This window comes from Microbacterium sp. A93, from assembly GCF_051842835.1.
Map to the genome: position 1 here is coordinate 285,519 of NZ_JBPXMT010000010.1, position 13,572 is coordinate 299,090.

9 protein-coding genes are annotated in these 13,572 nt (G+C 68.2%); all 9 read right to left on the reverse strand.

Going from position 1 to position 13,572, the window contains the following annotated elements:
• Positions 1 to 7: 7 nt before the first annotated feature.
• Positions 8 to 796: a respiratory nitrate reductase subunit gamma gene (gene narI / locus ACSU1G_RS24175; protein ID WP_439282567.1), complete on the reverse strand. Its 789-nt coding sequence runs from the start codon at positions 794 to 796 to the stop codon at positions 8 to 10.
• The gene (narJ, locus tag ACSU1G_RS24180) at positions 783 to 1,526 is read right to left on the reverse strand and encodes a nitrate reductase molybdenum cofactor assembly chaperone (protein WP_439282568.1); all 744 of its coding nucleotides are present in this window, start codon (positions 1,524 to 1,526) and stop codon (positions 783 to 785) included. The genes narI and narJ overlap by 14 nt, the downstream gene beginning before the upstream one ends.
• Complete coding sequence (gene narH / locus ACSU1G_RS24185; protein ID WP_439282569.1) at positions 1,523 to 3,262, reverse strand: nitrate reductase subunit beta; 1,740 nt, start codon at positions 3,260 to 3,262, stop codon at positions 1,523 to 1,525. The genes narJ and narH overlap by 4 nt, the downstream gene beginning before the upstream one ends.
• Entirely contained in the window at positions 3,262 to 6,984 is a 3,723-nt protein-coding gene (locus tag ACSU1G_RS24190; protein WP_439282570.1) for a nitrate reductase subunit alpha, read from the reverse strand. Before ACSU1G_RS24190 ends, narH begins: the two co-directional genes overlap by 1 nt.
• A gap of 151 nt (positions 6,985 to 7,135) precedes the next feature.
• Positions 7,136 to 8,650 (reverse strand): alanine/glycine:cation symporter family protein, encoded by a 1,515-nt coding sequence (locus ACSU1G_RS24195; RefSeq protein ID WP_439282571.1) that lies wholly within the window; start codon positions 8,648 to 8,650, stop codon positions 7,136 to 7,138.
• A gap of 140 nt (positions 8,651 to 8,790) precedes the next feature.
• On the reverse strand, positions 8,791 to 10,104 hold the full coding sequence (locus ACSU1G_RS24200) for a M16 family metallopeptidase (protein WP_439282572.1): 1,314 nt from the start codon (positions 10,102 to 10,104) through the stop codon (positions 8,791 to 8,793).
• Between the two features lie 10 nt (positions 10,105 to 10,114).
• Positions 10,115 to 10,603, reverse strand: a complete 489-nt coding sequence (locus ACSU1G_RS24205) for a DUF2809 domain-containing protein (RefSeq protein ID WP_439282573.1) — start codon at positions 10,601 to 10,603, stop codon at positions 10,115 to 10,117.
• A 152-nt stretch (positions 10,604 to 10,755) separates the two neighbouring features.
• Positions 10,756 to 13,032 carry a polyribonucleotide nucleotidyltransferase gene (locus tag ACSU1G_RS24210; protein WP_439282574.1) on the reverse strand — a complete coding sequence of 759 codons (2,277 nt, stop codon included), beginning with the start codon at positions 13,030 to 13,032 and terminating at the stop codon, positions 10,756 to 10,758.
• Positions 13,033 to 13,280: 248 nt separating this feature from the next.
• Positions 13,281 to 13,550 (reverse strand): 30S ribosomal protein S15, encoded by a 270-nt coding sequence (rpsO, locus tag ACSU1G_RS24215; RefSeq protein WP_439282575.1) that lies wholly within the window; start codon positions 13,548 to 13,550, stop codon positions 13,281 to 13,283.
• Between the last annotated feature and the right edge of the window lie 22 nt (positions 13,551 to 13,572).

Genomic DNA, 13,572 nt, shown 5'->3' on the forward strand with positions numbered 1-13,572 from the left:
GTTCCTCCTAGCGGCGTCGTCCGCCGGTGCGTTCTCGGTCAGGGGTGCCGATGGGGTCCCAGCCGCGACGTGCCGGGGTGGACCCGTGACCGCTGCGGTGCGGGTCCCGGGAGCGGTAGACGATGTAGGGGCGGAAGAAGTAGTGCAGCGGGGCGGTGAAGGCGTGGACCAGACGGGTGAAGGGCCAGACCATGAACAGCCCCAGCGCCCACAGCACGTGGACCTTGAAGGACAGCCCGGCCGCGGCCATGGCGGCCACGTCCGGCTGCAGGATCCAGATGGATCGGAACCACGGGGAGACGGTCTCGCGGTAGTTCGTGATGGAGTGGTCGAACACAGAGATGACCGTGGTGGCCAGGCCGGCCAGGATGGCGCCGACCAGCAGGATGTACATGAACTTGTCATTGGTGGTGGTGGCCATGAAGACCGGGCCGGTGGTCCGCCGCCGCCAGATCAGCATGGCGATCCCGAGCAGGGTGGCGACCCCGGCGATCCCGCCGATCGCGAGGGCCCCCACGTGGTACATGTCCTCGGTGACCCCGAACGTGTCCGTCCATGACTTGGGGATGATCAGCCCGACGATGTGACCCACCAGCACCGCCAGGATGCCGAAGTGGAACAGCGGCGAGGCGATCCGCAGCAGGCGGGACTCGTACAGCTGACTCGACCGGGTGGTCCAGCCGAACTGGTCATAGCGGTAGCGCCAGATGGTCCCGCCGATCACCACGGCCAGCACGACATAGGGCAGCACGCCCCACAGCAGGATGTCCCAAATGCCGATCTCAACGCCGTCCATGTTCCGGTTCTCCGTTCATCGGGTCCATCGAGCCGCCGCCGCCGGCTGGCGTGAAGGGCAGCAGGCGCGGATCGGAGGGGTCCAATCCGACGGTCTCGGTGGGTGGTCCGTAGCCGGCCATGGCCTGCACGGCGTTCTTGTCCTGCGGGGAGGGACCCGGCAGCGTGGAACAGATCAGCGCCATGAGGCCGTAGTGGGGCAGCTGGTCGTCGTCCAGGGCCAGTCGCAGCAGTTCGAGGGACGGCCGGTAGCGCTGCAGCATGTCGTACCCCGCCTCGGCGTCCACGCGGGCCGCGAACTCGAGGACGAGCGGCAGGTAGTCGGGCAGTTCGGCATCATCCAGCGCGCACCCGGCGGCCCGGTAGACCTCCTTGAAGGCGGCCAACGCCTCTCCCCGGCGGCGGGTGTCCCCGTCGGTCCAGTAGGTCAGGTGCAGGCTGTGCCGCCGGGAGAGGTCGAACTCCTGGACGTACTCCGCCTGGACCTCGTGCAGGGGGCGGGCGCTGAGCCACTCGTAGAGCGGGTCCACCAGGGCGACGTCCGCCCCGACCTCCGCGAGCGCCTCCCGGACCTGTCCCAACCGGGCCACCATCGACTCGTCCGGATAGGACAGCAGCACGGCCCCCGCCTGACGCACCACAGCACTACGGGACGGGTCCGGGTCGTGGTAATCTCCCGGGTCCAGCGAGCCGGGACCGGCCTTGCCGAGGAGTCTCTCGAGCAGCCTCATGCCGTCTCCCCGCTGCGCGTGGTGGTGCCGTCGGCCGGGCTGTCCGGTTCCTCCAACTGGCCGATGTCCCGCGCGGTGCGGGCCTGGTGCCCGGGGAACAACCCCTCGGGGCTGCCGTTGCCGTCCCAGTTGAGGAGGTTGACGCGCCCGGCGAGCTGGGTGTTGCCGGTGGCGTCCTCCGCGGTCTGGCGCGCCTGCAGGGCCATGAAGTTCTCCTGTGCCATCGGCATCGGCCGGCCGGACGCCTCCCCGAGCCCGCCCATCTGCCCCATGCCCGGACCGCCGTCCCCGTCCAGGGAGCATCCCATCTCCTCCAGGTTGTGGGCGTCCTCCACGTGGGCCGAGGGGATGACGTAGCGATCCTCGTACTTGGCGATCGCCATCAGGCGGTACATCTCGTACACCTGGGAACCGGTCATGCCGACGGCCTCGGCGATCGACTCATCCGCCTCCCGGCCCAGGGTGATGTCCCGCATGTAGGAGCGCATCGCCGCGAGTTTGCGCAACACGCCGGTGATCAGTTGCGTGTCCCCGGCGGTGAACAGCTCCGCGAGGTACTCGACCGGGATACGCAGCGAATCGATGGCCCCGAACAGGTTGTCCGCGTCCTCGCCGTCGTGGCCTTGGTCCTTGAGCAGGTCCACCACCGGGGACAGTGGCGGGACGTACCAGACCATGGGCATGGTCCGGTACTCGGGGTGCAGGGGCAGGGCCACCCGCATCTCCTTGGCCAGCTTGTACACCGGCGAGCGCCGGGCCGCCTCCAGCCAGTCCTCGGGGATGCCCTCCCCCCGGGCCGCCTCGATCACCTCGGGGTCGTGCGGGTCCATCATCAGATCGAGTTGGGCCTCGTAGAGGTCCTGCTCGTCGGGGACGGAGGCGGCCTCGGTGACCCGGTCGGCGTCGTACAGGAAGATGCCGATGTACCGCAGCCGCCCCACACAGGTCTCCGCGCACACGGTGGGGATGCCCACCTCCACCCGCGGGTAGCAGAAGGTACATTTCTCGGCCTTGCCGGACTTGTGGTTGTAGTAGATCTTCTTGTAGGGGCAGCCGGTCACGCATTGCCGCCAGCCTCGGCACTGGTCCTGGTCCACCAGCACGATCCCGTCCTCCTCGCGCTTGTAGATGGCCCCGGAGGGGCACGCGGCCATGCAGGACGGGTTCAGGCAGTGCTCGCAGATCCGCGGCAGGTAGAACATGAAGGTCTGCTCGAACTCGAACTTGATCCTGTCCTCGGACTCGCGGCGCACCTTCTCCACGATCGGGTCCAGATGGCCCATCTCGGTGGTGCCGCCCAGGTTGTCGTCCCAGTTCGCGGACCAGGTGATCTTGGTGTCCTTGCCGGTGATGAGGGACTTCGGCCTCGCCACCGGGAAATCGTCCCCGGCCGGGGCGCTGATGAGGTTCTGGTAGTCGTAGGTCCACGGCTCGTAGTAGTCCGCGAGCTTGGGCTGGACCGGGCTGGCGAACAGGCCAAACATCTTGGACAGCCGGCCGCCGGACTTGAGCTTGAGGTTGCCCCGCTTGTTCAGCTCCCAGCCGCCCTTCCAGGTCTCCTGGTCCTCGTAGCGGCGGGGATAGCCCTGCCCGGGGCGGGTCTCCACATTGTTGAACCACACGTACTCGGTGCCGGCTCGATTGGTCCAGGCCTGTTTGCAGGTGACCGAACAGGTGTGGCACCCGATGCATTTGTCGAGAGCCATCACCATGGCGGTCTGTGCCATGATCCTCATCAGTACTGAACCTCCTGGGAGCGCTTGCGGACCATCGAGATGATGTCCCGCTGGTTGCCGGTGGGGCCGAGATAGTTGAACGCCCAGGACAGGTGGGCGTAGCCGCCGATCATGTGCGTGGGCTTGACCAGGATGCGGGTCACCGAGTTGTGGATGCCGCCGCGCCGGCCCGTGGCCTCGGACTTCGGCACGTCGATGGTCCGTTCCTGGGCGTGGTGCACGTACACGACGCCCTCGGGCATCCGGTGGCTGACGATGGCCCGGCCCACGAACACGCCGTTGTTGTTGACGCATTCGACCCAATCGTTGTCCGACACCTCGATCAGTGCCGCGTCCTGGGGGCTCATCCACACGTTGGTGCCGCCGCGCGAGAGCGAGAGCATGAACAGGTTGTCCTGGTATTCGGAGTGGATGGACCACTTGTTGTGGGGGGTGAGATAGCGCAATGAGATGGACAGCTCCCCGCGCTCACCCAGTTTCGGTTCACCGAAGAGCCGGTGCATGTCCAGCGGTGGCCGGTAGGTCGGCAGCATCTCCCCCATGTCCTTCATCCAGTCGTGGTCCAGCAGGAAGTGCATACGACCGGTGAGCGTGTGGAAGGGCTTGAGCCGCTCGATGTTGACCGTGAACGGGGCGTAGCGGCGTCCACCGGTCTCCGATCCCGACCACTCCGGGGAGGTGATCACGGGCACGGGGGCGGCCTGGGTGTCGGCGAAGGAGATGCGCTTCTCCTCGGAGCCTGCGGCCAGGTCGGCCAGCTGCACGCCCGTGCGCTTCTCCAAGGTCTCGAAGCCCTGGACGGCCAGTTCGCCGTTGGTGGCCCCGGAGAACATCAGGATCGCCTCGGCCATCTTCGCGTCGGTGTCGATGGCAGGCCGCCCGGCCGCGGCGCCGGAATCGAAGACCCCGTGCATCCGACCCAGCCGGTCGACCTGCTCGGTGACGTCGAAGGTGACGTTCTTGGTGGTCAGCCCCAGCTTCTCGGCCAGCGGCCCGATGGCGGCGAACTGGTCCCCCACCGCCGTGAAGTCCCGCTCGACGATCTTGAGGTTCGGCAGGTTCTTCCCCGGGACCGCCGGCAGGTCGGTGCCCTTCCAGTCGGGGGCGTGCCCGCCCGGCTGGGCGATCTCCCCCGGGGTGTCATGCTGCAGGGCCGTGGCCACCACGTCCCGGCGGACGCCCAGGTGGGTCTTCGACTGCCGGGAGAACTCCTCCGCCAGCAGGCGGAACAGCTCGAAGTCCGTCTTGGCCTCCCAGGGAGGGGTGATGGCCGGGGTGAAGGCGTGGACGAAGGGGTGCATGTCCGTGGAGGAGAGGTCGTGCTTCTCGTACCAGGTGGCCGCCGGGAACACGACGTCGGAGAGCAACGTGGAACTCGTCATCCGGAAGTCGGCCGAGACGAGCAGGTCCAGCTTGCCCTCCGGTGCCTCCTCGTGCCAGGCGACCTCCTGCGGCCGGGACTCGCCGTGGTCCGTTCCCATCACGTTGTGGTGCGTACCGAGCAGGTGCTTGAGGAAGTACTCCTCGCCCTTGGCCGAGGAGCCCAGCAGGTTGGAGCGCCACAGCACCAGCGTGCGCGGCCAGTTCGCCTCGGCGTCCGGGTCCTCCACCGCCATCTGCAGGGTCTCGTCTTTGAGCCGTGCGGCGATCCACTCGGCTTCCGTGGCGGCTTCGCCGTTCCCGACGGCGGCCGTGGCCTGATCGGCCACGTCCAGCGGGTTCTGGGTGAACTGGGGGAAGAACGGCATCCACCCCATGCGGGTGGACTGGGCGATCACGTCTGCGGTGTGCTTGCCGGCCAGGTGTCCCTCGGCGAGCGGGGACTGCAGTGAGTCCGAGGAGTAGCCGTCCGAACGGAACTGGTCCGTGTGCAGGTACCAGTAGGCGGTGCCGATCATGTACCTCGGCGGACGGACCCAATCCAGCGCGCCCGCCATGGTGGCCCAGCCGGTGATGGGCCGGGCCTTCTCCTGGCCCACGTAGTGGGCCCAGCCACCGCCGTTGCGGCCCTGACAGCCGCACAGCATCAGCAGGGCCAGGATCGCCCGGTAGGTGGCGTCCCCGTGGTACCACTGGCAGATGCCGGCCCCGAGGATGATCATGGACCGCCCGCCCGACTCCTCGGCGTTCTTCGCGAACTCCCGGGCGGTGCGGATGGCGGCCTCGGCCGGCACGGAGGTGATGTCCTCCTGCCAGGCCGGCGTGTAGGGCGTCAGCGGGTCGTCGTAGCCGGAGGCCCACTGGCCGGGCAGTCCGGGACGGCCCACACCGTACTGGGCGAGCATCAGGTCGAAGACGGTGGTGACCTTCCGCCCCGCGACCACGGTGACCGGCACGCCCCGGTGGATCACCGAGCCGGCGCCGTCCGCATCGGTGAAGGCGGGCAGCGCGACGGGGCTGACGCCGCCGTCGTACCCGGTGGTGTCCGCGATCGACACCGAGGGCCGGACGCCCTGCAGGTCCAGGTTCCACCGCCCCTCGTCCTGGTCGTTGTACCGGAACCCGACCGAGCCCTGCGGCACCACCGGGGTTCCGGCGTCGCGGTCCAGCAGGACCGTCTTGAACTGGGGGTCCGCCGCCTCGGCCTCGGACCCGCCGAGATCCGCGGCCATGAGGAACTTGCCGGGCACCACGGTGCCGTCCTCGCGCTCATCGAGGGTGACCAGGAAGGGCAGGTCGGTGAACTGGGTGACGTAGTCCTCGAAGAACGGCACCCGCCGGTCGACGAAGTTCTCCTTGAGCACCACGTGGCCCAGGGACATGGCCAGCGCGGCGTCCGTGCCGGCCTGGGCGGGCAGCCATTCGTCGGCGAACTTCGTGTTGTCCGCATAGTCGGGGCTGACGGAGACCACCTTGGTGCCGCGGTAGCGGACCTCGGCCATCCAGTGGGCGTCCGGGGTGCGGGTGACGGGGACATTGGATCCCCACATCATCAGGTAGGTGGCGTCCCACCAGTCGCCGGATTCGGGGACATCGGTCTGATCGCCAAAGACCTGGGGGCTGGCGACGGGCAGGTCCGCGTACCAGTCGTAGAAGCTGTTCATCACCCCGCCGATGAGGTTCATGAACCGGGACCCGGCGGCGTGCGACACCATGGACATGGCCGGGATAGGGGAGAAACCCGAGCAGCGGTCCGGGCCGTAGGTCTTGATCGTGTGGACGTGCGCGGCGGCGGAGAGTTCGATGGACTCCTGCCACGAGGCCCTCACCAGACCGCCCTTGCCGCGGGCCTGCTGATACGCACGGCGCTGGACGGGATCGTTGACGATGGACTGCCAGGCCAGCACCGCATCCCCGCCATACTCCCGCTTGGCCTTCCGGAACATCTCCAACAGGGTGCCGCGGACATAGGGATAACGCACCCGGGTGGGCGAGTACGTGTACCAGGAGAAGGCGGCCCCGCGCGGGCAGCCGCGTGGCTCGTACTCGGGGCTGTCCGGGCCCACGGAGGGGTAGTCCGTCTCCTGCGCCTCCCACGTGATGATGCCGTCCTTGACGTACACCTTCCACGAACAGGAGCCCGTGCAGTTCACCCCGTGGGTGGAGCGGACCACCTTGTCATGGCTCCACCGGTTGCGGTAGAAGGAGTCACCGTCCCGGCCACCCTCGCGGAAGACCGCTCGGCCGTCCTTGGTCTCGTCCCACCGGGTGAAGAACTTGCCGATGTTGAGCAATGCCTGGGATGCCGGGCCGTCTAGACCGGGCTTGACTGCGGTCGCCATGCTTCCACTGTAAGCAGGAAAGAGCCCCGGCGGCAGACCTTTTTATCAGGAATCCATCGCCGGGGCTGAGACCTTTACCTTCCGTTCAAGGTCCGAAAGGATGAGGGGCTTGCCACTTCACTTTGAAGGTATTTCAGACCATGACTATGTGCTAATCCGACGTGTGGGTGTGCTGCACCGTGGTGCGGCCGGTGTGCGTGCGCGATGAGCCGACCACGTTCCCGGACTTCCAATCCGCCCATCCCGGCCGCTCCACCATGAACGCCTCGATCTCCGCCGTGGTGGCCACGAGCTTGGGATCGTGCTTGAGGTAGTGCTTCGTCTCGCGGGCGATCAGCCCGGACAACACCAGCAGACCGATGAGGTTCGGCAGGGCCATCAGTCCGTTCATGACATCCGAGAAGCTCCAGACGATGGACAGCGGCACGGTGCACCCGATGAACACCACGATCGAGAAGACCACGCGGTACGGCATCACCAGCCGCTGGCCGAACAGGCGCTCGACGTTGCGCTCGCCGTAGTAGGACCACCCGAGGATCGTGGAGAAGGCGAACATGATCAGGCCGATGGTGACGATCCAGTGGCCCCACTGCCCCGGCAGGCCGTGGGAGAAGGCCTCGCCGGTCATCAACGCGGCCGAGATCTGCTCGCCGGTGGCCTCGTCGATGACGTTCCAGGCACCGGTGGTGATGATGACCAGGCCGGTGCAGGTCACCACGATCAGGGTGTCGATGAAGGTCTGGGTCATGGACACCAGGCCCTGGCGGACCGGGTGGGAGGTCTGCGCGGCGGCGGCGGCGATGGCGGCGGAGCCCAAACCGGACTCATTGGAGAACATGCCGCGGGCCACGCCGTACTGGATGGCGATGATGAGGATGGATCCGGTGAAGCCGCCCACGGCAGCGGTGCCGCTGAAGGCGTCTGTGAAGATCAGGGCGAAGGCGGCGGGGATGTCCACGATGTTGACGATGAGGATGTAGAGCGATGCCGCCACGTAGAACACGATCATGACCGGGACGAACCCGGCGGTGACCCTGCCGATGGACTTGATGCCGCCCACCAACACCAGCAGGGTCATGACCATCAGGATGATCCCGGTGACCCACGGGGCCACGTTCCAGGAACCCTCCACGTTGGCGGCGATGGAGTTGCCCTGGGTCATGTTGCCGATGCCGAAGGAGGCGATGAACGCGAAGATCGCGAAGGTCAGCGCCAGGATCTTCCCGAACGGACCCTTGATGGCCTTCTGCAGGTAGTACTGGGGCCCACCGGACTTGTCACCGGCCTCGTCCGTGGTGCGGAACCGGACGGCCAGGTAGGCCTCCGAGTACTTGGAGGCCATGCCGAGCAGGCCCGTGACCCACATCCAGAACAGGGCACCGGGCCCGCCGATGCCGATGGCGGTGGCCACACCCACGATGTTGCCGGTGCCCACCGTGGCCGCCAGTGCCGTGGTGAGGGCCTGGAACTGGGAGATGTCCCCCTCGGTGTCCGGGTCCCGGCGGCGGATGATGCCGAGGTTCAGGGCCGGGATGAGCTTGTGGAACTGCAGGAACCCCAGCCGGATCGTCAGGTACAGGCCGGTCCCCAGCAGCAGCGGGATGAGGAAGAACGGCCCCCAGACGAAGGAGCCGATGTTGTCCAGCACGACTTGCAGTTGATCCATGGCGGTGTCCGGTCCTTCTCATCACGATGCGGCGCCCGACCCCTCGGGCAACAGTTCGACCCTGACGGACCGACGTCGTCCAGAATGTTGCACGCATCACCCCGAGTCAAGCAACAGCGGGTCCAACACGCCGTGTCGCCTCAGTCCTCCGGGCCGACGACCACCGTGGCCCGGGGTGACTCCGCCATCCGCCGGGCCACCTCCTGCACGTTCTGGGCGGTCACGGCGTGCAGACGTTCGAGCGCCCCGTCCAGGTCCACGAACTCCCCCGTGACCATCTCGGCGCGGCCCAGCCGTGACATCCGGGACCCCGTGTCCTCCAGGCCCAGGACGGTGCCACCGGAGAGCTGACCGCGGGCACGGTCCAGTTCCTCCTCCGTCAGGCCGTGGTCGGCCAGCCGCTCGAGCTCGGCGACCATCAGGTCCGCCACGGTCGCGGCCTTCCGCGGGGAGCAGCCCGCGTACAGGCCGAAGTATCCGGCGTCCGAGTACCCGGCGTGGAACGAGTAGGTGTTGTAGGCCAGCCCCCGCTTCTCCCGGATCTCCTGGAACAGCCGGGAGCTCATCCCCCCGCCCAGGGCGGAGTTCATCAGGGCCAGTGCGAAGCGATCGGGATCCAGGGTGTGCATGGAGCGCCCGCCCACCAGGACGGAGGTCTGTTCCACCGGGCGCACGATCGGGTGCACGCCTTCGGAGATCCCCGCCCCGGCGTAGAGGTGGCTGCGCCGGGGCGCCGGCGCCGAACCCTCCGGAAGGTCCCATCCGGAACGTCCCAAGGCCTCCAGGACCAGGCGGCAGACCTCCTCATGGTCCAGCCCTCCGGCGGCCGTCACCACGAGCTCGTCCGGCCGGTACCAGTGGCGGTAGTGGTCCATGACCCGGTCCCTGGTGACGGCGTTGATCGCCTCGGGGGTGCCGCCGATGGGCCGGCCCAGGGGGTGGTCCACCAGCAGGGTCGCCGCGAGGGCCTCGTGGGCCACGTCGATCGGGTCGTCCGCGTCCATGGCCAGTTCCTCGAGGATGACCCCGCGTTCGGTCTCCAGCTCCCCGGCATCGATCAGCGCCGAGGTCACCATGTCCGTGATGACGTCGATGGCCATGGGCAGGTCGGTGTCCAGCACCCTGGCGTGGTAGCACGTGGACTCCTTGGCCGTGGAGGCGTTGGACTCGCCGCCCACCCGGTCGAAGGCCGTGGCGATGTCCATGGCCGAACGCCGCGGGGTGCCCTTGAACAACAGGTGCTCCAGGAAGTGGGTGGAGCCGAACCCGCCCTCCGCCTCATCGCGTGAACCCACGGCGACCCAGAAGCCGATCGTCACCGAGCGCTGATCCGGCATCGACTCCGTGAGCACCCGGACACCGCCCGGCAGGACCGAGCGTCTGACCACGGAACCGTGGCCCGCGTCCTGGATGGTTCCGGTGAAGTCGGCAGGGATGGGGAGCGTGGGGGTCATGCTCCCGAAACTACCAGCGCCGCCGGGTCTGCCGGGTCCACCGGGTCCACCGGGTCCAGGCCGCGTCCCCGGCCCCGGCGGCCGCGCACCCGGCGGCGTAGGACAGCAGGTCCGCCCCGGCGAAGCCCGTACCGAAGACCAGCCGGGCGGGCCACCACGCTTCGGCCATCAGCAGGGGCACCCCGGTCAGCTGGAACAGCTCGATGAGCCAGCACAGCACCACGGCCACCCCGGCCACCGTCCGTGGAGTCCACCGGGGCACGGCCCACGCCACCAGCAGGTAGATCAGCACCGCATACAGGACGTCGCCCGCGGGGCCGGCCCAGGCGCCGTCGGCCAGGGAGCGCACGCCGAGGCCCAGGCCCACGGTCGCCACGGCCGCGGCGGCCAGCGTCAGCCGCCGGGTCCAGCGCCGGGTGAGGGCCCGACGTCGGCCCGGCCCGGAGGCGCTCCGGCCTGTGGTGGGGTGCGGCGCAGGCCCAGGCCCAGGCACAGGCACAGGCACAGGCGACGACGGGGTGGGGTTCACCCGCCCCATTAAACGGGGCCCGATCGACAGTGCCCGTTAAACGGCCGGTGGCCCGTACCTTGAGGTACGGGCCACCGGCAGTGGCGCTGAGGGCTCAGCGCCGGGGTGCGGCTACCGGGAGATCAGTTCTCCTCGGTGTCCTCGGCGTTGCCGCCCTCGGACTCGGCGGCGTCGGCAGAACCCTCAGCTCCACCGTCCGCGACCACGGGGGCCAGGGACAGCTTGCCGCGGTCGTCGATCTTGGTGATCTCGACCTGGATCTTCTGGCCGACCTCGACGACGTCCTCGACGTCCTCGACCCGCTTGCCGTCGTTGATCTTGCGCAGCTCGGAGATGTGCAGCAGACCGTCCTTGCCCGGGGTGAGGGACACGAACGCGCCGAAGGTGGTCAGCTTCACCACGGTGCCGAGGTAGCGCTCACCGACCTCGGGGACCTGCGGGTTGGCGATGGCGTTGATCGCGGAGCGGGCCGCCTCGGCCGAGGAGCCCTCGGTGGCGCCGATCAGCACGGTGCCGTCGTCCTCGATGGAGATGTCCGCACCCGTGTCGTCCTGGATCTGGTTGATCATGGCACCCTTCGGGCCGATGACCGCACCGATCTTGTCCACCGGGATCTTGACGGCGATGATACGCGGCGCGTACTCGCTCATCTCGTCCGGGGCGTCGATCGCGGCGTTCAGGACACCCAGGATGTGCAGGCGGGCCTCACGGGCCTGGGTCAAGGCGGCTGCCAGCACGGAGGCCGGGATACCGTCCAGCTTGGTGTCCAGCTGGATCGCGGTCACGAACTCGGAGGTGCCGGCGACCTTGAAGTCCATGTCACCGAAGGCATCCTCGGCGCCCAGGATGTCCGTCAGCGCCGCGTAGCGCGTCTGGCCGTCCACGGTGTCCGAGACCAGGCCCATGGCGATGCCGGCCACGGCGGCCTTCAGCGGCACGCCGGCGTTGAGCATGGACAGGGTCGAGGCGCAGACGGAACCCATCGAGGTGGAGCCGTTGGAGGACAGAGCCTCGGAGACCTGGCGGATCGCGTAGGGGAATTCCTCGCGGGACGGCAGGACCGGCACGATCGCGCGCTCGGCCAGCGCACCGTGGCCGATCTCGCGGCGCTTGGGCGAGCCCACGCGGCCGGTCTCCCCCACGGAGTACGGCGGGAAGTTGTAGTGGTGCATGTAGCGCTTGCGCGTCTCGGGAGCCAGCGAGTCGATCTGCTGCTCCATCTTGAGCATGTTCAGCGTGGTGACGCCCATGATCTGGGTCTCGCCGCGCTCGAAGATGGCGGAGCCGTGGACGCGCGGCAGGACCTCCACCTCGGCGGTCAGCTTGCGGATGTCCGTCAGGCCACGGCCGTCGATGCGGACCTGGCTGGTCAGGATCGACTGGCGTACGGCCTTCTTGGTCGAGGCGCCGTAGGCCTTGGAGACCTCGCCGCGGCGCTGCTCGAACTGGGTGCCCTCGCCGGCCAGGGCGTCGAGGACTTCGGTGCGGTAGGCGTCGTCCGCGTTCTGGCGCTCCTGCTTGTCGGCGATCGAGTAGATCTCCTGCAGGCGGGCGCCGGCGAACTGCTCCACGGCCTCGGAGACATCGTCCTCGAAGTCCTTGAAGATCGGCACCTCGACGGGTGCCTTGGCGGCGCGCTGGGCCAGGTCGGCCTGGGCTTCGCACAAGGCCTTGATGAACGGCTTGGCGGCCTCGAGGCCTTCGGCCACGACCTCCTCGGTCGGGGCGGTGGCGCCCTGCTCCTTGATGAGGTTCCAGGAGTCCGGGGTGGCCTCGGCCTCCACCATCATCACGGCGATGTCGTCACCGGACACGCGGCCGGCCACGGCCATGTTGAACACGGCGTTCTTCAGCTGGGAGTGCTTCGGGAAGGCCACCCACTGGCGGTTGCCGGTGCCGTCGTCGATCAGGGCCACGCGCACGCCGCCGATCGGGCCGGAGAAGGGCAGGCCGGAGAGCTGGGTGGACATGGAGGCGGCGTTGATGGCCACCGTGTCATAGACCTCGTCCGGGGCGATCGAGGTGACGGTGATGACGACCTGGACCTCGTTGCGGATGCCCTTGGTGAAGGCCGGGCGCAGTGGGCGGTCGATCAGCCGGCAGGTGAGGACGGCGTCCGTGGACGGGCGGCCCTCACGGCGGAAGAAGGAACCGGGGATGCGGCCGGCAGCGTACATGCGCTCCTCGACGTCCACGGTCAGGGGGAAGAAGTCGAAGCCCTCACGCGGGGACTTGCCGACGGTGGTGGCGGCCAGCATCGAGGTTTCCTCATCGATGTAGACCATGGCCGCGCCGGCGGCCTGCTGGGCCAGACGGCCGGTTTCGAAGCGCACGACGCGCTGGCCATAGGTGCCGTTGTCGATGACGGCTTCGGCGAACTTGATCTCGGGACCCTCCATAGGTGGGTGTCCTTTCTTCTCGCCCGGCGCGGCACCAGCCGGTCTTCGATCGAAGCCCACGGACCCTCCGGACGCACAGGTCGGGAGGATTCCGGAAGCCACTGTCGAGGACCGCGATTGGATTCGGGCTCGGGGCGTGGTGGATGGTGATGGGAACGGGCACATCGGGTGACCGCCCCCAGGATAAGACTAGAGGCGGTGGCCTGAATGGGAAAACCCCCTCGGGACACCGCCTCCGTCTCCAGACGCTACTTGCGCAGGCCCAGACGCTCGATCAGGGCGCGGTAACGGCCGATATCGGTGTTGGACAGGTAGCCGAGCATGCGACGACGCCGACCGACCATGGCCATCAGGCCGCGGCGGGTGTGGTGGTCGTGCTTGTGGGACTTCAGGTGTTCCGTCAGGTCCGAGATGCGGCGGGACAGCACAGCGATCTGTACTTCCGGGGAACCGGTGTCGCCCTCGTGGGTGGCGTATTCCTTGATGATGTCCTGCTTGACGGCGGGGTCGAGTGCCACGCGAACTCCTTAGAGAGTTGTG

Bases quoted from the DNA above. Each gene is read 5' to 3' on its own strand.
- narI (WP_439282567.1), bottom strand. From the start codon at position 796: ATGGACGGCGTTGAGATCGGCATTTGGGACATCCTGCTGTGGGGCGTG.
- narJ (WP_439282568.1), bottom strand. From the start codon at position 1,526: ATGAGGCTGCTCGAGAGACTCCTCGGCAAGGCCGGTCCCGGCTCGCTG.
- narH (WP_439282569.1), bottom strand. From the start codon at position 3,262: ATGAGGATCATGGCACAGACCGCCATGGTGATGGCTCTCGACAAATGC.
- ACSU1G_RS24190 (WP_439282570.1), bottom strand. From the start codon at position 6,984: ATGGCGACCGCAGTCAAGCCCGGTCTAGACGGCCCGGCATCCCAGGCA.
- ACSU1G_RS24195 (WP_439282571.1), bottom strand. From the start codon at position 8,650: ATGGATCAACTGCAAGTCGTGCTGGACAACATCGGCTCCTTCGTCTGG.
- ACSU1G_RS24200 (WP_439282572.1), bottom strand. From the start codon at position 10,104: ATGACCCCCACGCTCCCCATCCCTGCCGACTTCACCGGAACCATCCAG.
- ACSU1G_RS24210 (WP_439282574.1), bottom strand. From the start codon at position 13,032: ATGGAGGGTCCCGAGATCAAGTTCGCCGAAGCCGTCATCGACAACGGC.